Annotated in this window: 10 protein-coding genes and 1 pseudogene (1 of these 11 running past the window's edge); 6 read left to right on the top strand and 5 right to left on the bottom strand. The window is 69.0% G+C overall.

The features are described 5' to 3' along the window. Positions 1-4: 4 nt before the first annotated feature. Positions 5-1,600, bottom strand: a complete 1,596-nt coding sequence (locus tag AC3ERS_RS08340) for a carboxyl transferase domain-containing protein (RefSeq protein ID WP_431965167.1) — start codon at positions 1,598-1,600, stop codon at positions 5-7. Positions 1,601-1,689: 89 nt separating this feature from the next. Here AC3ERS_RS08340 and AC3ERS_RS08335 point away from each other — a divergent pair, with 89 nt between their 5' ends. Next, positions 1,690-2,292, top strand: coding sequence for an SACE_7040 family transcriptional regulator (locus AC3ERS_RS08335; RefSeq protein WP_431965165.1), 603 nt, complete (start codon positions 1,690-1,692; stop codon positions 2,290-2,292). Positions 2,293-2,318: 26 nt separating this feature from the next. On the opposite strand, the gene AC3ERS_RS08330 is transcribed toward AC3ERS_RS08335, so the two are convergent. Then, on the bottom strand, positions 2,319-3,065 hold the full coding sequence (locus tag AC3ERS_RS08330; protein ID WP_431965163.1) for a 3-hydroxybutyrate dehydrogenase: 747 nt from the start codon (positions 3,063-3,065) through the stop codon (positions 2,319-2,321). Then, positions 3,062-4,426: an MFS transporter gene (locus AC3ERS_RS08325; protein WP_431965161.1), complete on the bottom strand. Its 1,365-nt coding sequence runs from the start codon at positions 4,424-4,426 to the stop codon at positions 3,062-3,064. Before AC3ERS_RS08325 ends, AC3ERS_RS08330 begins: the two co-directional genes overlap by 4 nt. 140 nt (positions 4,427-4,566) lie before the next feature. On the opposite strand from AC3ERS_RS08325, the gene AC3ERS_RS08320 reads away from it, so the two are divergent. After that, complete coding sequence (locus AC3ERS_RS08320; RefSeq protein ID WP_431965159.1) at positions 4,567-5,493, top strand: LysR family transcriptional regulator; 927 nt, start codon at positions 4,567-4,569, stop codon at positions 5,491-5,493. Positions 5,494-5,568: 75 nt separating this feature from the next. Here the strand turns inward: AC3ERS_RS08320 and AC3ERS_RS08315 are convergent, their stop codons facing one another. Beyond that, positions 5,569-5,811: a hypothetical protein gene (locus AC3ERS_RS08315; RefSeq protein WP_431965157.1), complete on the bottom strand. Its 243-nt coding sequence runs from the start codon at positions 5,809-5,811 to the stop codon at positions 5,569-5,571. 250 nt (positions 5,812-6,061) lie between these two features. Between AC3ERS_RS08315 and AC3ERS_RS08310 the strand changes: the two genes are divergently transcribed. The 3 genes from AC3ERS_RS08310 (at position 6,062) to AC3ERS_RS08300 (ending at position 8,000) form a co-directional block, all read left to right on the top strand. Continuing rightward, a complete protein-coding gene (locus AC3ERS_RS08310; protein ID WP_431965155.1) occupies positions 6,062-6,487 on the top strand; it encodes a PPOX class F420-dependent oxidoreductase in 426 nt (141 codons plus the stop codon). Positions 6,488-6,546: 59 nt separating this feature from the next. Further along, positions 6,547-7,323, top strand: coding sequence for a precorrin-4 C(11)-methyltransferase (gene cobM / locus AC3ERS_RS08305; protein WP_431965153.1), 777 nt, complete (start codon positions 6,547-6,549; stop codon positions 7,321-7,323). Positions 7,324-7,655: 332 nt separating this feature from the next. After that, positions 7,656-8,000 carry a hypothetical protein gene (locus tag AC3ERS_RS08300; protein WP_431965151.1) on the top strand — a complete coding sequence of 115 codons (345 nt, stop codon included), beginning with the start codon at positions 7,656-7,658 and terminating at the stop codon, positions 7,998-8,000. Positions 8,001-8,076: 76 nt separating this feature from the next. Here AC3ERS_RS08300 and AC3ERS_RS08295 read toward each other — a convergent pair. Then, positions 8,077-8,211, bottom strand: a pseudogene (locus AC3ERS_RS08295) (hypothetical protein); the annotation flags it as partial. Between the two features lie 866 nt (positions 8,212-9,077). On the opposite strand from AC3ERS_RS08295, the gene AC3ERS_RS08290 reads away from it, so the two are divergent. Next, positions 9,078-22,838, top strand: partial view of a non-ribosomal peptide synthase/polyketide synthase gene (locus AC3ERS_RS08290; protein ID WP_431965147.1) — the 5' portion only. The gene runs 23,520 nt beyond the window's last position; the window shows 13,761 of its 37,281 coding nt (coding positions 1-13,761); its start codon is at positions 9,078-9,080; its stop codon lies off the right edge, out of view.

Genomic DNA, 22,838 nt, shown 5'->3' with positions numbered 1-22,838 from the left:
GCGATCACATCCGGAAGACGCCGTAGGAGACGGGTTCGAGCGGCGCCTGGGCGCATACCGAAAGGGCAAGGCCGAGGACAGTTCTGGTGTCGAGGGGATCGATGACGCCGTCGTCCCAGAGGCGGGCCGTCGAGTAGTACGGGTTGCCCTGGTGCTCGTACTGCTCGCGGATCGGCGCCTTGAACGCCTCCTGGTCGTCCTCCGACCAGGGCTGCCCGCTGCTGTCCAGCTGATCGCCGCGGACGGTGGCCAGCACCGAGGCGGCCTGTTCGCCGCCCATCACCGAGATACGTGCGTTCGGCCACATCCACAGGAAGCGAGGAGAATACGCGCGCCCGCACATCGAGTAATTGCCCGCGCCGTAGGAGCCGCCGATGACGACGGTGAGCTTCGGTACCCGCGCACACGCCACCGCGGTCACCATCTTCGCGCCGTGCTTGGCGATGCCGCCCGCCTCGTAGTCGCGCCCGACCATGAAGCCGGTGATGTTCTGCAGGAACAGCAGCGGGATCTTGCGCTTGTCGCACAGCTCGATGAAATGCGCGCCCTTCATGGCGGATTCGGCGAACAGCACGCCGTTGTTGGCGACGATGCCCACCGGATGGCCGTGGATCCGCGCGAAGCCGGTGACCAGCGTCTTGCCGTACTCGGCCTTGAACTCGTGGAATCCGCTCTCGCCGTGCTCGCCGCCGTCCACGATGCGGTGGATGACCTCGCGCACGTCGTAGGGCGTGCGCAGGTCGACGGGCACCACGTCGTACAGCTCGGACTCCGCTAGCGCGGGCGGCCTGGAAGCCGTTACCTCCCATGGGCTTTCCTGCCGCGGGCCGAAGGTGGACACGATGCGGCGCACGATGCGCAGCGCGTCCTGGTCGTCCTCGGCCAGGTGGTCGGTGACGCCCGACGTGCGCGAGTGCAGCTCACCGCCGCCGAGTTCCTCGGCCGTGACCACCTCGCCGGTGGCGGCCTTCACCAGCGGCGGGCCGCCGAGGAAGATCGTGCCCTGGTTTCGCACGATCACCGCCTCGTCGCTCATCGCGGGCACGTACGCGCCGCCCGCGGTGCACGAGCCGAGCACGGCCGCGATCTGCGGGATGCCCTTGGCGCTCATGGTGGCCTGGTTGTAGAAGATGCGGCCGAAGTGCTCTCGGTCGGGGAACACCTCGTCCTGGCGCGGCAGGAACGCGCCGCCCGAATCGACCAGGTACAGGCAGGGCAGCCGGTTCTGCAGCGCCACCTCCTGCGCGCGCAGATGCTTCTTCACCGAGAGGGGGTAGTAGGTGCCGCCCTTGACCGTGGCGTCGTTGGCCACGATCACGCACTCGCGTCCCGACACCCGCCCGATCCCGCCGATCACGCCCGCGCCCGGGCACTCGTCGCCGTACATCCCGTTCGCCGCGAGCGGGGAGAGCTCGAGGAACGGGCTGCCGGGATCGAGCAGCTGGTCCACCCGCTCCCGGGGTAGCAGTTTGCCTCGCGCGATATGCCGCTCCCGCGCCTTGGCGGGCCCGCCGAGCGCGGCCGCCGCCAATCGTGCGCGCAGGTCGCTGGTGAGCGCCTCGTGCGCCGCGCGGTTGCCGACCTCTTGGGTAACCGTCATCACGTCCGCCGTCCAGTTAGTCGCCGATAACTGAGATTCAGGTTAATATCGATTAACCGAGTTGTCCAGATCGGGTGAAAGGAGCGGGTGTGACCGGCGCGGAAGCTGTGACACTCACCCGCCGCGAGCAGCTGAAGGCGGAGCGGCGCAAGCAATTGCTGGAGGCAGGAGCCCGGCTCATCGCGGATCGGGGCTTCCTCGGCGTGCGGCTCGACGACCTCGGCGCGGCCGTCGGCATCAGCGGGCCCGCGGTCTACCGGCACTTTCCCAACAAGGAGGCGCTGCTCGTCGAGCTGTTGGTCGGGGTCAGTCAGCGGCTGCTCGCGGGCGGCCGGGCCGTCGTGGTCGGCGCGAACTCCGCCGAGGCGGCGCTGGAAGGGCTGGTCGACTTCCACCTGGACTTCGCGTTCGGCGAGCCCGAGCTCATCCGCATCCAGGACCGGGACCTGGACAACGTGCCCGCCGGACCGCGGCGCGAGCTGCGGCGCACCCAGCGCCAGTACGTCGAGGTCTGGGTGGAGGTGCTGCGCAAACTGCATCCCCGGCTGCCCGAGGAGGGGGCGCGGGTGCAGGCGCACGCCGCGTTCGGCCTGCTCAACTCGACCCCGCACAGCGCGCCCCCCGCGACCGCGAACAAGGCGAGGCCGATCCTGCGCGAGATGGCGCTGGCCGCGCTGGCCCGGACCACCTGATCGCGCGCTGATCGGCCGCCGCACGCTCATCGAGCGCTCCAGCCCCCGTCCATCGTGTAGGAGGCGCCGGTGACCATGCCCGCGTGCGGGCCGGTCAGCCAGCCGACCAGGGCGGCGACCTCGTCGGGTTCGACGAGACGCTTGACGGCGCTCTCGGTGAGCATGATCTTCTCGATCACCTGCTGTTCCGGGATGCCGTGCGTCCTGGCCTGATCGGCGATCTGCCTGTCCACCAGCGGGGTCCGGACATAGCCGGGGTCGACGCAGTTGCTGGTCACGCCGTGCGCGCCGCCCTCCAGCGCGGTCACCTTGGACAGCCCTTCCAGCGCGTGCTTGGCCGTCACGTACGCGGCCTTGTACGGCGAGGCGCGCAGCCCGTGCACCGACGAGATGTTGACGACGCGCCCGAACCCGTTGCGGTACATGTGCGGCAGCACCGCGCGGATGAGCAGGAACGGCGCCTCGACCATCAGGGCGAGGATGTCGCGGAACTGCGCGGGCGGGAAGTCCTCGATCGGGTGAATGCGCTGCACGCCCGCGTTGTTCACCAGCACATCCACCTCCAGCCGCAGGCCTTCCAAGGCTGTGACGTCGAGAAGGTCTACGGCCCAGGCCTCCCCGCCGATCTCGTTCGCCAGTTTCAGCGCGCCGTCGCCATCGATGTCGGCCACGGTGACCTCGGCGCCGCGCGCCGCGAGCTCCCGCGCGCAGGCTGCGCCGATGCCGCTCGCGCCGCCGGTAACCAGGGCGCGCCGTCCGAACAGGTCGGTCATCGAGCGTTCACCTCGGCGTCGGCCCGGTCGACGGCCTGCAGGTCGAGACCTTTTGTCTCCCTCGCGAAGAGCACGGCCACCGCGGTGACCGCCGCGGCCCCCGCCAGGTACCAGGCGATCGGGACCGAGGAGCCGAAGCTGTCCAGCAGCCGGACGGCGATGATCGGCGCGAGCGAACCGGCCACGATGGAGGTGACCTGATAACCCAGCGATACACCGGAATACCGCATCCGGGTGGGGAACATCTCCGCCATGATCGCGGGCTGTGCCGCGTACATCAGCGCGTGGAAGACCAGTCCGATGATGATGGCCGACATGATGACCGCGTGGTTTCCGCTGTCCATCATCGGGAAAGCGAAGAAACCCCAGCTGCCCGCGGTGAGTGCGCCCGCGAAATACACCGGCCGCCTGCCGAATCGGTCGGACAGGTTCCCGGCCAGCGGGATGGCCACGAAGTGCACCGCGTGCGCCGCGAGCAACCACCACAGGATGGTTTTCGTGTCCGCGCCGACGTGCACCTTCAGGTAGGTGATGGAGAACGTGACCACCAGGTAGTACATGATGTTCTCGCCGAAGCGCAGACCCATCGCGGTGAAAACGCCTCGGGGATAACGCTTCAGCACTTCCACCACGCTGAACGAGGTCGCTTTGATCTGCTCGGCTTCACGCTGGGCCGCCAAGAAGATCGGCGCGTCGGTGACCTTGGTGCGAATGTAATAGCCGACCAGCACCACCACCGCCGACAACCAGAACGCGACCCGCCAGCCCCAGGACAGGAACGCCGCGTCCGACAGCGTCGAGGTCAGCGCGAGCAGCACGACGGTGGCGAGCAGATTGCCCGCGGGCACACCCGCCTGCGGCCAGCTCGCCCAGAAGCCGCGGCTGCGGTCGGGGCTGTGTTCGGCGACGAGCAGCACCGCGCCGCCCCATTCGCCGCCCACCGCGAAGCCCTGGACGAAGCGCAACGTGACCAGCAGCGCGGGCGCCCAGTAGCCGATCTGCCCGTAGGTCGGCAGGCAGCCCATCAGGAACGTCGCGCTGCCGACCAGCAGCAGGCTGAACTGCAACAGCGTCTTGCGGCCGTAGCGATCGCCGAAGTGGCCGAAGACGATGCCGCCGAGCGGTCGCGCGGCGAAACCGACCGCGTAGGTGATGAAGGCGGCGAGAATCGCGTCCAGATCGCTGGTGCCCTTGGCGAAGAACACCTTGCTGAAGACCAGCGTGGCGGCGGTGCCGTAGAGGAAGAACTCGTACCACTCGACGACCGTGCCCGCCATCGACGCGGCGACCACCCGCCGTAGTCCGGCCGGTGTCGGGCCGGGATCGCTGTCGGTCGCCCGCAGGGTATCGCGCACGCTCATCGCACTCTCCTTCATGACCGGGACCGCATCACCCCTCATCTGTGATGCGGCCCACATATTGTGCCGAGAACGAGTATTCGTGCAGATCTGTATCGGCCGCAATGGCCAGATGTGCAGGACCAATCTGCGAAGATGCAGATATGAGTCCGGTTTCTCCCGGATTCGGCCGCCGTCCCAGCGCCGATGACCTCCTGGTGCTGCTCGCGGTGGGCCGGTCCGGTCGTTTCGTGTCCGCCGCCGACGAGCTCGGCATCAACCACACCACCATCTCGCGCCGCATCGCCGCGCTGGAGGAAACGCTCGGCGGGCGCGTGCTGACCCGGGTGACCGGCGGGTGGGAACTCACCGATCTCGGACGCGACGCGCTGGCGGCGGCCGAAGCCGTCGAATCGGCGGTCAAGTCGCTCACCGCGGACCCGGCGGGCAATCGCACGCTCGAGGGCGTCGTGCGGATCTCGGCCACCGACGGTTTCAGCGCCTATCTCGCCGCGCCCGCCGTGGCGCAGGTGCAGCGCAGGCATCCGAAGATCGCCGTCGAGATCGTGACCGCCACCCGCCGCGCGTCGCAGCAGCGCTCGGGATTGGACATCGAAGTCGTCGTCGGCGAGCCACAAGTGCACCGGGCCAAGGCGATTCGACTCGCCGACTATCGGCTGGGTCTGTATGCATCACGACAGTACTTGCGCGAGAACGGGATACCCGGCGGCATCGAGGAACTCGCCCGATACCCGCTCGTCTACTTCATCGACTCCATGCTCCAGGTCGACGACCTCGACCTGGCCTCCAGCTTCGCCCCCGCGATGCGCGAATCCGTCTCCTCCACCAACGTTTTCGTGCACGTCGAAGCGACGCGAGCCGCCGCGGGCCTCGGCCTGCTGCCGTGCTTCATGGCCGACCGGCACGACGACCTGGTGCGAGTTCTGCGGGAGGAGGTTTCGGTGCAGCTGGCGTACTGGCTCGTGACACGAACGGAGACGCTGCGCAGGCCGGAGGTGGCGGCGGTGGTGGACGCGATTCAGGAGCGGGTTCGCGAGCAGAAGGGGATGTTGTTGGGGGAGGACGGGTAGGGAGGGGTTCTCCATGAATTGTCGAGCCGCCATGACAGCACCGCGGCTTCGGGTGACGATCTACCCGGCGCCGCGTTATCGGTCCAGAACCTCGCCCAAGCTTTTCGCCGTCGCGGCGCGCTCGACCCAGCTGTTCAGCAAGTCGGCGTCGGTGCACTCGCGGATCCGGGCTTCGGCCTCGTCCGGCACCCGTATGTGCCGCGCACGCAGCATTGTCAGCAGCGCCCGAGCCTCTCCTCTGGCCTCTCCGCGTTCCTCACCGCGCGCGTAGTACCGCCGGGCGAACTCGCTCTTGTACTCGTATGTGCCGGTCGTCATGAGGCTGTCCAAGCTTCGTGCAGGACGGTGGGCATGCGCAGAGGCTATAGCCGCCCACCGACAGGTTTCGGTCCGCACTATCCGTGGGACTCTCGTTGCGCCGGAGAGCATTTCGCGAAGAGCGCGAGGGTGGGGTGAAGCATCGACAATTCACACAGATGTCTCACCTCGTTGGGTGGCCGCTGGGCGCGTCCGGTGAACACGCGTTTCCTTCGGCGAACCTGTCGGGGTCAGCGCCTAGGGTGTGGGCATGGCCTCATTGTCGGATCCCACGGTGCGCGAATTTCTCAGCCATGGCACGCGGACGGGCAAGGTCGCCTTCGTGGCGTCCGATGGGCGTCCGGTCGTCACGCCGGTGTGGTTCCTCGTCGAAGGCGACGAGATCGTGTTCAACACCGGTAGGGAGACCGCCAAGGGCAAGGCGTTCGTTCGTGACGGCCGGGTCGCCCTGTGCGTCGATCTGGAGGGGCCGCCGTATGCCTCGGTCCAGATCCAAGGTGTCGTGACGATGTCGGAGGATCCGGACGAACTGTTGCGCACCGCCACGGCCCTCGGCGGCCGCTACATGGGTGAAGACCGAGCCGAGGAGTTCGGCAAGCGCAACGGCGTTCCCGGCGAACTCGTGGTGCGGCTGCGTCCCACGAAAGTGATCGCCCAGTTCGACGCCACGGCCTGATCGACCGCAGCCCGCGCACGGCTGCGGTGGACGTGGCGGCGCGCCCTAGACTCACCCGCATGACCGTGCACTTCATCGGGGCCGGGCCGGGCGCCGCGGACCTGCTGACCGTGCGAGCGGTCACCCTCCTGCGCACCTCCCTGGTGTGCCTCTACGCGGGCACCTATCTCGACCTCGAGGTGCTGTCCCACTGCGCGCCCGACACCGAACTGATCGACACGCAGCGGCTCGACATCGACCAGATCACCGCCCACCTCGTCCGCGCCCACGAATCCGGCCGCGACGTGGCCCGCCTCTGCTCCGGCGACCCATCCCTCTACTCGGCCCTCACCGAACAGACCCGCCGCCTCGACGCCCACGGCATCCCCTGGGACGTCACCCCCGGCGTCCCCGCCTACGCCGCCGCGGCCGCGCTCCTCGGCACGGAACTCACCGTCCCCGAACTCGTGCAGTCGGTCGTGCTCACCCGCACCCAGGCCCGCTCTACCGCCATGCCGGAATCCGAGGCGCTGGCCAACTTCGCCCACACCGGCGCGACCCTCGTCCTGCACCTGGCCATCACCCGCATCCGGACCCTGGCCGCCGAACTCGTCGCCGATTACGGAGCCGACTGCCCCGTCGCGGTCGTCTACCGGGCCAGCCAACCCGACCAGCTGATCCTGCGCGGCACCCTCACCGACATCGCCGACCAGGTCGAAGCCGCCGATTTGCGGCAAGCTGCCGTCATCCTCGTCGGCCGCGCCCTGACCCCCGCCCTGTCGTGCGCCGGCTCCCACCTCTACGACCCGGGCCGCGACCGTCACTCGGTGCAGGCGGACGAACCGGGGCGTCGCTGATCAGCGAAGTCGGAAGAGGCATCCAGGGTGGCGCGGGGTGGACACACATCTGCCGTACGCGTCACAGCGCTGTCGCCCTTGTGAAGCGTGTGAAACCTCTGCGCGGAAGGACAGCGGTCAGAAGTAGGACAGCACTTCGGCGTCGAACTCGTCGCTGTCCGGCACCTCGGTCGGCGGTTGGTAGTTCGCTGCTCGTCGGGTCCGGTGTGTTGCCCTGGCCGGTTGCCGGTCGGGGTGCTCGAGTTATCGGCCGTCGAACTAGTCGGGTTCGGGGTGGTCGGCTGCGAGTCGTTGCGCTGGGCAGGCGTTGGCTCGGTGTTCAAAGGCGGGTCTTGCTGCGCGCCCTGGCCGGGCTGCGTGGACTGGCCGCCCGTCGGGGATTGCGAGTTCTCACCCGGGGGATTGGAGGGCTGCGACTGCTGGCCGGTGGGTTGGTCAGAAGGTTGCGTCTGCTGCCCTGGCGGCTGGTGCTGCTGACCGGACGGCTGGGTGGGCTGATCCGGCGACTGGTTCTGCTGGCCAGACGGCTGAGTGGGCTGCTCCGACGACTGCGACTGTTGCCCCGACGGCTGACCAGCCTGACCCGACGGTTGCGACTGCTGACTCCCCGCAGGCTGGGTCTGCTGCCCATTCTCGTTGTGCGCCCCGACGGCTGTGTCCGCCCCGGATGCCCTTGATCCTGGTTCCGCTGATTCTGATCGCCACCTGCGTCGCCACCTGCGTCGCCGCCCCCGCAGGCGCACCCACCCCCGTCGCCATCGACGCCAACGCCGCCGCCATCTCCACCGCGAAGATCACCAACGACGCGATGATCACCAACTTGGTGTGCTCGATATCAGCCGCACCATCCCCGATCTGATCAGCCAACGTCTCCCCATGCTTGACCAGCCCATCGAAAGCCCCCGCACCCCCACCCAGCTTCTCCCAATGCTGGGTCGACGCCTGCCCGTCTCACCATCCAACGCCGAGATCGCGGCCTTTACCACATACGTCGCCTCGGAGTCCAACCCGCGCAACGTCTCTGCCGAACCCGTCCACGCCGCCTCCACCCGACGCATCGCCGTCTCATCACCCTCAGGCCAATCCCCAGCCCCCACAAAATATTTCGCAGCCCACTGCAACGGCTCCGGAATCTCGATACCCACGATCGACCCCTCCGCTACTCCACCCGAACCGTCTTGGCCCAAGAACATACCGACAACCCACCAGACGCTCCCCGATCGTCAACGGTTCCCTCTGAAATGGCGAAAACCCGGCGCGGGCCTCGACGATGCTGGTAGAGAAGGCGAAGCGGACTGTGCGCCACGGCGTGTCCAGGCCGCGGCGCGGAACGAGCCTCCCGCCGATCGGGTCTCGTGCTGGGAAGGGCCCTGGACGAATCCGTCCGAGGTTCGCACCGTGAGCAGCGTCGCTGTGAGAACCGCTACAGCGGATCCAGCAAACCCGGCCCGAAGGCCCTGCCAGGGGTGATGTTCCGGTGCTATGGATCTTGGTTGGTCGCTCGGGGTAGGCGCGGGTAGATTGTTCCGGTGATCAGCGAGAAACATCCCGGCTCTGCCGGTCGGTGGGTAGTGGGCGCGGTCGGGCCCATGTAACAAGATCGGCCATCTGGACAGATAGTGCCAGTGAACATTTTTGCCTGATTGATATGAGAACTGAACCCGGGAACGCAGGCGCCACGCTGTGAAAGGTGAGCGTCCTGTCCGGGTGTCGTCGGGGAGCGCTTGCGTGGTGTTCCGGAAGCGAGGTTACGGTTGGACCGGCTGGATTTCGGCGGGAACGGCGAAGCTGGTGGCGAATTCTTCCCGCTGTCGCCCGCTCAGCTGGGCATCTGGTATGCCCAGCACGTCGATCCGCAGGTGCCGATCAATATCGCGCAGTACGTCGACCTGCGCGGTGACCTCGACGTCGCCGCGCTGGAACGTGCCAGCCGCGAGGCCGCGCTGGAGCTCGGCTCGGGCTTCCTGAAGATCGTCGAGCGCGATGGTCAGCCGTTCCAGACCGTCGACCCCGCGCAGGACTCCACCCTGGAGTACATCGACCTGCGCGACGCCGTGGACCCGGAGGCCGCCGCCGCCGAGTGGATGCGCGCCGAGTACAGCCGTCCGCTGAACATCGTCGGTGATCGCCTGATCCGTGCCGCGGCCCTGCGGCTCGAGGATTCCCGCTGGTTCTGGTACTCGCGGGCGCACCACATCGCGCTGGACGGCTTCGGCGCGATGACCTTCCTCACCAGGATCGCGGAGCGCTACACGGCCGCGGTGAACGGCGTCGAGCCGGGCCCGGCGAAGGCCGCCGATCTGAAGTCGCTGCTCGAGTCGGAGTTCGCCTACCGCGACAGCGCCCGCTTCCAGTCGGACAAGGAGCACTGGGCCGAGCGGGTCGCGGGTCTGGAGGAAGGCTCCAGCCTGGCCGGTCGCTCCGCGCCGCCCGCCCCGGTCAACGGGATCTCCAGCGCCGCGCTGTCGGCCGAGCAGGACGCGCTGCTCGCCGAGGCCGTCGCCCGGCACGACAACTCGCCCGCCGGCCTGCTCATCGCCGGTTTCGCGACCTACCTCGCGCAGCTCACCGGCACCGAGGACGTGATCCTCAGCCTCCCGGTGACCGCGCGCACCACCGCGACCATGCGCCGCTCCGGTGGCGTGGTCTCCAACATCGTGCCGTTGCGGTTGCGGGTCGGGCACGACACGACCGTCACCGAGCTGCTGAAGTCGGTGCAGGTCGAGGTGTCCGGCGCGCTGCGCCACCAGCGCTACCGGCACGAGGACATCCGCCGCGACGCGGCGGGCGACGGCATGGTGACCACGGAGTTCTTCGGCCCGTGGGTGAACATCATGCTGTTCGCCAGCGAGATGAACCTCGGCCCGATGGCGGGCCAGCTGAACGTGCTGTCCACCGGCAGCATCGAGGACCTGGGCGTCAACTTCTACCAGTTCGCCGCGGGCACCCGGTCGCACATCGACTTCGAGACCAACCCGAACCTCTACACCGCCGACGAGGCGCGCGCCCATCACGGCCGGTTCCTGGAGTTCTTCGATCGGTTCCTGGCCGCAGGCGCCGAGACGCGGGTCTGGGATCTGCCGGTGACCACCGCCGCGGAGCGCGAGACCACGCTGGTGGAGTGGAACGACGCCGAGCAGGACGTTCCCGACACGACGTTGGCGGCGTTGCTGGATGCGCAGATTCCGCTGACGCCGGACGCCGTCGCCCTCGATTTCGAGGGCCAGACGCTGACCTACGCCGAGTTCGGTGCGCGGGTGAACCGTTTGGCGCGGTTCCTGATCGCCGACGGTGTCGGCCCGGAGTCGCTGGTGGCGCTGGGTATGCGGCGTTCGCTGGAGCTGGTCGTCGGCATGCATGCGGTGCTCAAGGCCGGTGGCGCGTATGTGCCGATCGATCCGGATCATCCGGCCGATCGCACGGCCTACATTCTGGAGTCGGCCGATCCGGTGTGCGTGCTGACGGTGTCGCACGACGAGCTGGAGTTGCCGGAGTCGGTGCGGCGGGTGGAGATCGACACCCTCGATGTGTCGGAGTTCTCCGACGCGCCGGTGACCGATGTGGATCGGCTGGCGCCGCTGCGTCCGGCCAACACCGCTTACGTCATCTACACCTCGGGTTCGACGGGTCGGCCCAAGGGTGTGGCGGTCACCCATCACGCGATCGTCAACCAGCAGCTGTGGATGCTCGACGAGTACCGGCTGACCGCGGACGACGTGTATCTGCAGAAGACCGCGACCACGTTCGACGTGTCGCTGTGGGGCTACTTCCTGCCGTTGATGGTCGGCGCGAAGCTGGTCGTCGCCGCGCCCGACGGGCATCGCGATCCGCTGTACGTGGCGCAGATGATCGAGCGGCACGGCGTGACGGTCACCGACTTCGTGCCCTCGATGCTGACGGTGTTCGTCGCGCACGCCACCGCGGAGCAGTGCGCGACGCTGCGCGCGGTGTTCGTGATCGGTGAGGCGCTGCCGCCGGAGACGGCCGCGGGCTTCCGCGCGATCACCTCCGCCGGTCTGCACAACCTGTACGGCCCCACCGAGGCCGCGGTCTCGGTGACCTACTGGGAGGCCACCGCCGCCGACACGGTGACGGTGCCGATCGGCATCCCGGAGTGGAACGTCGAGGTCTACGTGCTGGATTCGCGGCTGCGTCCGGCCGCGATCGGCGCACCAGGCGAGCTGTACCTGGGCGGACGCCAGCTGGCCCGCGGTTACCGCGGCCGCCCCGACCTGACCTCGGATCGGTTCGTCGCCAACCCGTTCGGTACGAACGGCGAGCGCATGTACCGCACCGGTGACCTGGTGCGGTGGAGTCCCGCGGGGACGTTGGAGTACATCGGTCGTACCGACTTCCAGGTGAAGTTCCGTGGTCAGCGGATCGAGCTGGGTGAGATCGAGACGGTGACGCTGGCTCATCCGGCGGTGAGTCAGTCGGCGGTGTTGGTGGTCGACACCGCGACCGGTCAGCAGTTGGTGGCGTATGTGGTGCCGGGGCCGGGTCTATCGATCGATCCGGTGGAGTTGACGCGTTTCGCGGCCGAGCAGCTGCCGAGCTACATGGTGCCCGCGTCGGTGATGGTGTTGGACGCGTTCCCGCTCAATACTTCCGGCAAGTTGGATCGTAAGGCGTTGCCTGAGCCGGTGTTCGCCGCGGATGCCGGGTATCGGGCGCCGCGGACGCAGGCCGAGCAGATCGTGGCGGGGATCTTCGCCGATGTGCTGAGCAGGCAGCAGATCGGTATCGACGACAACTTCTTCGATCTGGGCGGTAACTCGCTGGTCGCGACGCAGGTGGTGTCGCGGATCGGTGCGGCGTTCGGTACGCAGATCGGTGTGCGGGCGCTGTTCGAGACTCCGACGGTGGCGGGTATCGCCGCGCGCGCGGAGGCCGCGGGTCCGGGTGAGGTATCGCGTCCGCCGTTGGTGGCTCAGCAGCTGCCCGCGCGGGTGCCGTTGTCGTTGGCGCAGCAGCGGATGTGGTTCATCAACCAGTTCGATCCTGCCGCGCCGACCTACAACCTGCCGTTCGTGGTGCGGTTGCGTGGGCATGTCGACGTGTCGGCGCTGAAGGCCGCGCTCAACGATGTGATGGCGCGCCAGGAGTCGCTGCGCACGGTGTTCCCGGAATCCGGTGACGGCGGGTACCAGCAGGTCGTTCCGGACGACGAGATCAATTTGGCGATCTCGGTGCAGGCGATCGACGAGTCCGAGTTGGCGCGTGTGCTCACCGAGTTCGCCAGCCTGGGCTTCGATGTGGCGCGTGAGTTGCCGATCCGGGTGCGGATCTATCAGGTGACCGGCGGGTCGACCAACGGAACGCCCGATCACGCTGTCGCGTTCGTGGTCCATCACATCGCGGCCGACGGTTTCTCCTTCGGTCCGCTCTCGCGCGATGTGGCCAGCGCGTATCTGGCGCGTGCCGCCGGCGAGGCCCCCGCGTGGGCGCCACTGCCGGTGCAGTACCAGGACTACAGCATCTGGCAGCGCGAACTGCTCGGCTCCGAGTCCGATCCCGGCTCGATGGCCGCCCGCCAGATCGCCTACTGGCGACGCCAGCTCGGCGGGCTGCCCGACCAGCTGGACCTGCCCACCGATCGGCCGCGTCCGCCGGTGCAGAGCTTCCGCGGCAGCACGGTGCGTTTCGACATCGACGCCGAATTGCACACCGCCCTCACGAGTTTGGCCCGCGCGCAGGGCGTCAGCCTCTTCATGGTCGTGCACGCCTCGCTCGCGGTGCTGCTCGGTCGCCTGTCGGGTACCAGCGACATCGCGATCGGCACCCCGATCGCGGGCCGTGGCGAGCAGGCGCTCGACGACCTGATCGGCATGTTCGTCAACACCCTTGTGCTGCGCTCCGACGTGGACAGCGGCAGCCAGTTCACCGACTTCCTCACGCGCACAAGGGAAACCGACCTCGCGGCGTTCGCCTACGCCGACGTGCCTTTCGAGCGACTCGTCGAGGTGCTCAACCCGACCCGTTCGCAGGCCAGGCACCCGCTGTTCCAGGTGATGCTCTCCTTCCAGGAGATGGCGCACGGCGCGCTCGAGCTACCCGGTCTGTCGGTGACCGCCACCGAGCTCGAAGTCGACATCGCCAAGTTCGACCTGCAGTGGACCATCACCGAGGAACGCGGCGGCAACGGCGAGCCCGGCGGCATGACCGCGGCGGTGCAGTTCGCCACCGACATGTTCGACGCCGAGACGGTGACCTCGTTCGCCGAACGCTTCGTGCGCATCCTGCGCAGCGTGGTCGACGATCCCGCGGTCGTGGTCGGCGAGATCGACGTGCTCGCCGAGGACGAGCGGCTCGCCGTCTCGCGCGACTGGGTGTTCTCCGGCGCCGACGGCGGCACGGGCCGCTTCGCCGATCCCGACGTCACCCTGGTCGCGCTGTTCGATCAGGCTGTCGCCGCCTACCCGGATCACGTCGCCGCGCGCTTCGGCGCGGAGTCGCTGACCTACGCCGAGCTCGATCGGCGCGCGAATGTGCTGGCGCGCAGGCTGATCGCCGATGGCGCTGGGCCCGAGTCGCTGGTCGCGGTGATCCTGCCGCGCTCGATCGAGCTGGTCGTCGCGCTGCTCGCGGTGGTGAAGACCGGCGCGGGCTACGTGCCGGTGGACCCGACCTACCCGGCGGACCGGATCGCGTACGTGCTGTCGGATTCGCGTCCGACCAGCGTCGTCATCGATTCCTCCGTCGACGTGGCCGTTCCGGACGAATTGCCCACCGTGGTGCTGGACGAATTCGCCTCCGGCGTCACCGATTTCGCGGACACCCCGATCGCCGACGCGGACCGCTCCGCGCCGCTGAACCCCGGCAACGTCGCCTACGTGATCTACACGTCGGGTTCGACGGGTCGTCCGAAGGGTGTGGCGGTCGCGCATCGGAATGTGGTGCGCCTGTTCGCGAATACCGATCGTGATTTCGGTTTCGGTCCCGATGATGTGTGGACGTTGTTCCACTCGTATGCGTTCGACTTCTCGGTGTGGGAGTTGTGGGGTCCGCTGCTGTTCGGCGGGACCGTGGTGGTCGTCGACTACTTCACTTCCCGCTCGCCCGAGCAGTTCCTCGAGCTGCTGCGCGAGGAGCGGGTGACCGTCCTCAACCAGACTCCGTCGGCGTTCTATCAGCTCGCCGAGGCCGACCGCGCCGCGGGACCGGTCGGCCCGCCGCTGTCGCTGCGGTACGTGGTGTTCGGTGGTGAGGCGCTCGAGCTGCGTCGCCTCTCGGATTGGGTTGCCCGCCACGGTGATTCTTCGCCGGTGCTGGTGAACATGTACGGCATCACCGAGACCACGGTGCACGTGTCCTTCCGTGCGCTGGACGCGGAAACCATCGAGGCGGCCTCCGGCAGCATTGTCGGTCGCGCCATCTCCGGGCTCGGCGTCTACGTCCTGGACAACCGGCTCCAGCCGGTCCCGGTCGGCGTCGTCGGCGAAATGTACGTCGCCGGACCGCAGTTGGCGCGCGGCTACCTCGGCCGCCCCGACCTCACCACGACCCGCTTCGTGGCCAACCCGCTCGCCGACGCCGCCACCGCGGGCTCGCGCCTGTACCGCTCCGGCGACCTCGCGCGCTGGAACCGCTTCGGCGAACTCGAATATCTCGGCCGCGCCGACGATCAGGTCAAGGTGCGCGGTTTCCGCATCGAGCTCGGCGAGATCGAAGCCGCCGTCCTCGAACAGCCCGGCATCGCCCAGGCCGCGGTCATCGTGCGCGAGGACCAGCCGGGCGGCCAGCGGATCGTCGCCTACGTCGTCGCCGAACCCGGCGCCGAGCTCGACCTCGACGAGGTCCGCCACGCCGCCTCCGACCGGCTCCCCGCCTACATGGTGCCCTCGGCTTTCATGGCGCTGGACGCGATCCCGCTGACCGTCAACGGCAAGCTGGACCGCCGCGCCCTGCCCGCACCGGTCTTCGAGGTGCGCGAATTCCGCGCTCCGACCACCCCGATCGAGGAGATCGTCGCCCAGGTCTTCGCCGACGTGCTCGACCTGCCCAGGGTCGGCGTCGACGACGACTTCTTCGACCTCGGCGGCAACTCCCTCATCGCCACCCAGGTCGCCTCGCGCGTCGGCATCGCGCTCGACACCCGCGTTCCGGTGCGCATGCTCTTCGAGGCGCCGACCGTCGCCGCGCTCGCCGCCCGCGTGGAATCGCAGGCGGGTGACGGCGCGCGCAAGGCGCTGGTCGCGCGCGAGCGCCCCGACGAGGTGCCGCTGTCGCTGGCGCAGCAGCGCATGTGGTTCCTCAACCGCTTCGACACCTCCTCGGCGGTCAACAACATCCCGGTCGCGATCCGGCTCTCCGGCGAACTCGACGTCGCCGCCCTCCAGGTCGCGGTCATCGACGTCATCGACAGGCACGAGTCGCTGCGCACCGTCTTCCCGGAGACCGACGGCGGCCCGGTGCAGGTGGTTCTCGACGCGGCCCAGATCGTGCCCGACCTCACGCCGTACCGGGTGACCGAGGAGACCCTGCTCGACCACCTCATCGATCTGGCCACCATGGCCTTCGACGTGACCAACGAAGTGCCGCTGCACGCACGGCTTTTCGAGATCAGCGAGACCGAGTACGTACTCGGCATGGTGGTGCACCACATCTCCGCCGACGGCTGGTCGATGGGTCCGCTCTCGCGCGACGTCATCGTCGCGTACGCGGCGCGCACCACCTGGGAGGCGCCGACCTGGGCCGAATTGCCGGTCCAGTACGCCGATTACGCGCTCTGGCAGCGTGAGATCCTCGGCTCGGAGGACGACCCGCGCTCGCTGATCTCCAGCCAGATCAGCTACTGGACTCGCGAGCTCGCCGACCTGCCCGACGAGCTGGTGCTGCCGTCCGATTACCCGCGTCCCGCGGTCGCCTCCTACCAGGGCGGCACCTACGCGTTCGTGATCTCCGGCGAAACCCAGCGCGCCCTGGTCGAATTGGGCCGCCGCTACAACGCCTCGCTGTTCATGGTCATGCACAGCGCCCTCGCCGTGCTGCTGGCGCGGGCCAGCGGCACCTCCGACATCGCCATCGGCACGCCGGTCGCAGGCCGCGGTGAGGCCGCGCTGGACGACCTGATCGGCATGTTCGTCAACACCCTGGTGCTGCGCACCGAGGTGGACGGCGCGGGCACCTTCGCCGAGCTGCTCGACCACGCCAGGGACACCGACCTGCAGGCGTTCGCCCACTCCGACGTGCCGTTCGAGCGGCTCGTCGAGGTGCTCAACCCGGCCCGCTCGCAGGCGCGCCACCCGCTGTTCCAGGTGATGCTGGCCTTCCAGAACACCAAGCAGGCCACCCTGCAGCTGCCCGGCCTTTCGGTGCACGGCGTGGACTACGACGCCCGCCTGGCCAAGTTCGACCTGCAGCTGACCCTGCAGGAGACCCAGGACGAGCAGGGCGAGGCCGCGGGCATGGCGGCCGAGTTCTCCTATGCTCTCGACCTTTTCGACGAGTCGACGGTGGCCGGTTTCGCGCGCCGCCTCGATCGCGTCCTCGCGGCCGTCATCGCCGATCCGAACGTGCCGATCGGCGACATCGATCTGCTCGCGCCCGAAGAGCACGCGCAGGTCCTGGTCGACTGGAACGACACCGCCCACGCGGTGCCCGCGGAGACGCTGATCTCGCTGTTCGACACGCAGGCGGCGGCGAGCCCGGACGCCATGGCGCTGGCCTACGAGGACGAACAGCTCACCTACCGCGAGCTCCACGAGCGCGCCAACCGCATCGCCAGGGAGCTGATCGCCTCCGGCGTCGGCCCGGAATCGCTGGTGGCGCTTGCCATGCGGCGTTCGACGGAGCTGGTCGTCGCGATGTACGCGGTGCTCCAGACGGGCGCCGCCTACGTGCCGCTCGATCCCGATCAGCCCGCCGACCGCATCGGCCACATCCTCGACACCGCGCGGCCCAGTCTGCTGCTGACCACCCGCCGCGACGGGTTCGTCACCGACGACGCGGTCACCGTGCTGTACGTCGAGGACCTGCCGAGCTCCGCGCAGACCAGCGGCGCGCCGATCGCCGACGCCGAACGGTCGCGCCCGCTGCGGCCGGGGAACACCGCCTACGTCATCTTCACCTCCGGTTCGACCGGTCGGCCGAAGGGTGTGGCGGTCAGCCATGCCGCGATCGTGAACCGCCTGCTGTGGATGCAGCACGAGTACCCGATCGGCGCCGACGACGCCGTGTTGCAGAAGACGCCCGCCACGTTCGACGTGTCGGTGTGGGAGTTCTTCTGGCCCTTGCAGACCGGCGCCCGGCTGGTCGTCGCGAAGCCGGACGGCCACCGCGATCCGGTGTACCTCGCGCAGATCATCGCCGAACAAGGCATCACCACGGCGCATTTCGTGCCGTCGATGCTGTCGGTGTTCGTCTCGACGCTGGGCAACGCGACACCGGGCGAGGAGAACGGCGACACCGCCGCCCTGCCCGACTCGCGCCTGCGCCAGGTGTTCGCCTCGGGCGAGGCATTGCCCGCGCCGACCGCGCAGCGGTTGCGTGAGCTGACCGGTGCGCGTCTGCACAACCTCTACGGCCCGACCGAGGCCGCGGTCGACGTCACCTACCACGAGGTCGTCGACACCGACGAGGTATCGGTGCCGATCGGCCGTCCGGTGTGGAACACCAGGGTGTTCGTGCTGGACGCGCGCCTGCACCCGGTCGCGCCGGGTGTCGCGGGCGAGCTGTACCTGGCGGGCGATCAGCTGGCGCTGGGCTACCTGGGTCGCAGCGATCTGACCTCGGATCGTTTCGTCGCCAACCCCTACGGTGTGGCCGGTTCGCGGATGTACCGGACCGGTGACTTGGTCACCTGGACCAAGCACGGTGAGCTGGAGTACTTGGGCCGCACCGACTTCCAGGTGAAGTTGCGTGGTCTGCGCATCGAGCTGGGCGAGATCGAGGCGGCGCTGCTCGCGCAGCCCGGTGTCGCACAGTCGGTGGTCGTGGTGCGCTCGGACGCGCACGCGGGCGATCAGCTGGTGGGTTACGTTGTCGCCGAAGCGGATTCCCTAGTCGATCCGACGATGGTGAAGGCGGGCCTCGCCGCGTCCCTGCCCGGGTACATGGTGCCCGCGGCGCTGGTCGTGCTGGACGCCTTCCCGGTCAACGCCTCCGGCAAGCTGGACCGCAAGGCGCTGCCCTCGCCGGTCTTCGAGGCCAAGAGCTTCCGCGCGCCGTCCACGCCGATCGAGGAGATCGTCGCGGACATCTTCGCCGATCTGCTCGGCGTCACCCGTGTCGGCGTCGACGACGACTTCTTCGAGCTCGGCGGCAACTCGCTGGTCGCCACTCAGGTCGCGGCGCGGCTGAGCAAGGCGCTGGACGCCGAGGTCGGCGTGCGCACGCTCTTCGAGGCGCCCACCGTCGGCGCGCTGGCCGCCCGCGTCGAATCGCACGCGGGTACCGGTGTGCGCCAGGCGCTGAGCGCCCGCACCCGGCCGGAGTATCCGCCGCTGTCGCTCGCTCAGCAGCGCATGTGGTTCCTCAACCGCTTCGACCTCGGCACCGAGCCGGGCGCGGCGGCGGGCACCTACAACATCCCGGCCGCCGTCCGGCTGCGGGGTCTGCTGGATCTGAGCGCGCTGCGCGGTGCGCTCAGCGACGTGATCGCGCGGCACGAGTCGCTGCGCACCGTGTACCCGTCGCAGGAAGGCGTCCCGTACCAGCGGGTGCTGCCGTCCATTCACGCCATTCCGGAACTGGACGTCGTCGAGGTCGACGAGACCGAAACGTACGGCGCGCTCTACGAATTCGTGAACCGCGGCTTCGATGTCACCGCCGAACCGCCGGTGCGACTGCGCATCTACGAAGTGGGCGAGCGCGACTACGTGCTCGCGGTGGTGGTGCACCACATCGCCGCCGACGGCTTCTCCATGCGGCCGCTGGTGCGCGACCTGATGACCGCCTACGTGGCGCGTACTTCGAACTCCGAGCCCGGCTGGCCGCCGCTGGCCGTCCAGTACATCGATTTCGCGCTCTGGCAGCGCGAAACCCTCGGCGACGAGGACGATCCCACCTCGCTCATCTCCGAGCAGCTCGACTACTGGCGCGAGGCGCTGGCCGATCTGCCCGACGAGCTGCGCCTGCCCGGCAAGCCGCGCCCGACCGTGGCCTCCTACCAGGCGGGCACACACCGCTTCCGGGTGCCGGGCGAGCTGATCGACGAGCTGAACCGCGTCGCGCACGCGAACGGCACCACGCTGTTCATGGTGGTGCACAGCGCCTTCGCGACGCTGCTGTCGCGCCTGTCCGGCGCCGACGACATCGCCATCGGCATCCCGGTGGCGGGCCGTGGCGAGCAGGCGCTCGACGACCTCGTCGGCATGTTCGTCAACACCCTGGTGCTGCGCACCCAGATCGACACCGCCGCGTCGTTCACCGATCTGCTCGCCCAGGTCCGGGAACGCGACCTGCAAGCCTTCGCGCACGCGGACGTGCCGTTCGAGCGGCTGGTCGAGGTGCTCAACCCGGCCCGCTCGCAGGCGCGGCACCCGCTGTTCCAGGTGATGCTCTCGTTCCAGAACATGGGCCGCACGTCGCTGGAGCTGCCCGGTCTGACGGTGTCCGAACTCGGCATCGATCAGCCGACGGCCAAGTTCGACATGCAGCTCACGCTGAGCGAGGTGCCGGACGGCGCGTCCGAGATGGACGCCGAACTCGTCTACGCCACCGACCTTTTCGACGCCGCCTTCGCGGGCGCTTTCGGCGCCAGGTTCCTGCGCGTGCTGCGCGGGATCGCCGCGGCGCCGTCGACCGTGATCGGTGACATCGAGCTGCTCGACGCCGCCGAGCGCGCGCTGGTGCTGAAGCAGTGGAACGACACCGAATTCGCGGTGGACGCGGCCCTCGCCTCGCCCGTCGGCGACGACGACGCCGCGACGCTGGTCGCGCTGTTCGAGGCGCAGGTCGCGCGCACCCCGGACGCGATCGCGCTCACCTTCGAGGGGACGAGTCTGTCCTACGCCGAGTTCGCGAGCCGGGTGCACCGCCTGGCGCGCTGGCTCAAGCAGAACGGCGTCGGCCCGGAATCGTATGTGGCCCTCGGCATGCGCCGCTCGCTGGACCTGCTGGTCGGCATGTACGCGGTCTCCGCCGCTGGTGGCGCGTACGTGCCGCTCGACCCGGACAACCCGGCCGAGCGCATCGAGCACATCCTCGACACCGCGGGCCCAGTCTGCGTGCTGACCTCCGGCGCGGATCTCGACGTAGCGCTGGCACGCCAGGTGCGCATCGACGAGCTCGACCTGTCCGGGTACTCCGACGAGCCGCTCACCGACGCGGACCGGCACCGGCCGCTGCGCACCGGTAACACCGCGTACGTGATCTTCACGTCGGGTTCCACCGGCCGCCCGAAGGGCGTGGCGGTCTCGCACGCCGCGATCATCAACCGCCTGGTGTGGGGCCACGCGCAGTACGGCCTCGCCGCCGACGACGTGGTCTTGCAGAAGACCCCCGCGACGTTCGACGTGTCGGTGTGGGAGTTCTTCTGGCCCTTGCAGGTCGGCGCCCGCCTGGTGATCGCCAAGCCGGACGGCCACCGCGACCCGGCCTACCTGGCTCAGCTCATCATCGACGAGCAGATCACCACGGCGCACTTCGTGCCGTCGATGATGTCGCTGTTCGTCGTGGAGCCGCGCGCGGCCGAATGCACCGGCCTGCGCAACGTTTTCGCCTCCGGTGAAGGCCTGCCCGCGGTCACCGCGCAGCGCCTGCGCGAGCTGACCGGCGCGCGCCTGCACAACCTGTACGGCCCCACCGAAGCGGGCGTCGAGGTGACCTTCCACGAGGTCACCGACGCCGACACTGTCACCGTGCCGATCGGCGCGCCGGTGTTCAACACCCAGGTGTACGTGCTGGATTCGCGTCTGCGGCCGGTGCCCGTCGGCGTTCCGGGCGAGTTGTACCTGGCGGGCGCGCAGCTGGCCTACGGCTACGTCACCCGTCCGGATCTGACCACCGAACGCTTCATCGCCGACCCGTTCGGCCACGGCGTGCGCATGTACCGCACCGGCGACCTGGTGGCCTGGACGCCCGCCGGTGAGCTGGAGTACCTGGGCCGCACCGACTTCCAGGTGAAGCTGCGTGGTCTGCGCATCGAGCTCGGCGAGATCGAGGGTGCGCTGACCGGGCTGGACGAGGTCTCGCAGTCGGTGGTCGTGGTGCGCACCGACGAGCGCACCGGCGATCAGCTGGTGGCCTACCTCATCGCGCGGCCGGGCACGGCCATCGATATCGAGCGGGTCAAGTCCGCGCTCGCCACGCAGCTGCCCGCCTACATGGTGCCCGCGGCCTTCGTGGTGCTCGACGCGTTCCCGCTGAACACCTCGGGCAAGCTGGACCGCAAGGCGCTGCCGGAGCCGACGTTCGAGGCGAAGGTCTTCCAGGCGCCGGTCACCCCGGTGCAGCAGATCGTGGCCAGCGCGTTCGCCGACGTGCTCGGCATCGAGCGGGTCGGCCTGGACGACGACTTCTTCGCTCTCGGCGGCAACTCGCTGGTCGCCACCCAGGTGGCGGCCAGGCTCGGCGAGGCGCTGGACACCCAGATCCCGCTGCGCACCCTGTTCGAGGCCTCCACGGTCGCCGCGCTGGCCGCCAAGGTGGAGTCGGCCACGGGCTCGGGCGGCAAGGCGCCGCTGGTCGCGCAGCCGCGACCCGAGCTGGTGCCGCTCTCGCTTGCGCAGCAGCGGATGTGGTTCCTCAACCGCTTCGACAACCGCACCGCGGTGAACAACATCCCGGTCGCCATCCGGTTGACCGGCACGCTCGACGCGGTCGCGTTGCAGGCCGCGATCCGCGACGTGATCGCGCGCCACGAGGCGCTGCGCACCGTCTACCCGGAGGTGGAGGGCGAGGGCTACCAGCGCGTCCTGTCCGCCGACGAGGTGCGCTTCGATCTGACGACGGAGTGGGTGCCGAGCACCGAACTGCCTTCGCGCATCGTCGAACTGGCGAGCGTGCACTTCGACGTGACCAGCGAGATCCCGTTCCGGGCCGACCTGCTGACGGTCGACGAACGCAGTCACGTCGTGGTGCTCGTCATGCACCACATCAGTGCCGACGGCTTCTCGCTGCGTCCGCTGCTGCGCGACGTGGTGGTGGCCTACACCGAGCGCGCCGGCGGGGAAGCCCCCGGCTGGGCGCCGCTCGACGTGCAGTACGCCGACTACGCGCTGTGGCAGCGTGCGGTGCTCGGCTCCGAGGACGATGCGGAGTCGGTGGCGGCCAAGCAGATCGGCTACTGGTCCGAGCAGTTGCGGGATCTGCCGGATCAGATCGAGTTGCCCGCGGATCGGCCGCGTCCGGAGGTCGCGTCGAACGTTGGTGGGCTGCACGCGTTCTCGGTGGACTCGCAGCTGCATCGCGCGCTCGGGGAGGTGGCGCGCGCGCACGGCGTGACGGTGTTCATGGTCGTGCACGCGGCGTTGGCGACGTGGGCGGCGCGGTTGTCCAACAGCACCGATATCGCGATCGGCACGCCGATCGCGGGTCGTGGCGAGCGTGCGCTCGACGATCTGGTGGGCATG

This window comes from Nocardia sp. bgisy134 (assembly GCF_057708325.1).
The sequence above is the reverse complement of the archived record's forward strand: the minus strand, read 5'-3'. Positions and strand labels throughout refer to the sequence as shown.

Coding starts and splice junctions, on each gene's coding strand:
- AC3ERS_RS08310 (WP_431965155.1), top strand. CDS start 6,062: ATGGCCTCATTGTCGGATCCCACGGTGCGCGAATTTCTCAGCCATGGC.
- AC3ERS_RS08340 (WP_431965167.1), bottom strand. CDS start 1,600: ATGACGGTTACCCAAGAGGTCGGCAACCGCGCGGCGCACGAGGCGCTC.
- AC3ERS_RS08320 (WP_431965159.1), top strand. CDS start 4,567: ATGAGTCCGGTTTCTCCCGGATTCGGCCGCCGTCCCAGCGCCGATGAC.
- cobM (WP_431965153.1), top strand. CDS start 6,547: ATGACCGTGCACTTCATCGGGGCCGGGCCGGGCGCCGCGGACCTGCTG.
- AC3ERS_RS08325 (WP_431965161.1), bottom strand. CDS start 4,426: ATGAGCGTGCGCGATACCCTGCGGGCGACCGACAGCGATCCCGGCCCG.
- AC3ERS_RS08315 (WP_431965157.1), bottom strand. CDS start 5,811: ATGACGACCGGCACATACGAGTACAAGAGCGAGTTCGCCCGGCGGTAC.
- AC3ERS_RS08330 (WP_431965163.1), bottom strand. CDS start 3,065: ATGACCGACCTGTTCGGACGGCGCGCCCTGGTTACCGGCGGCGCGAGC.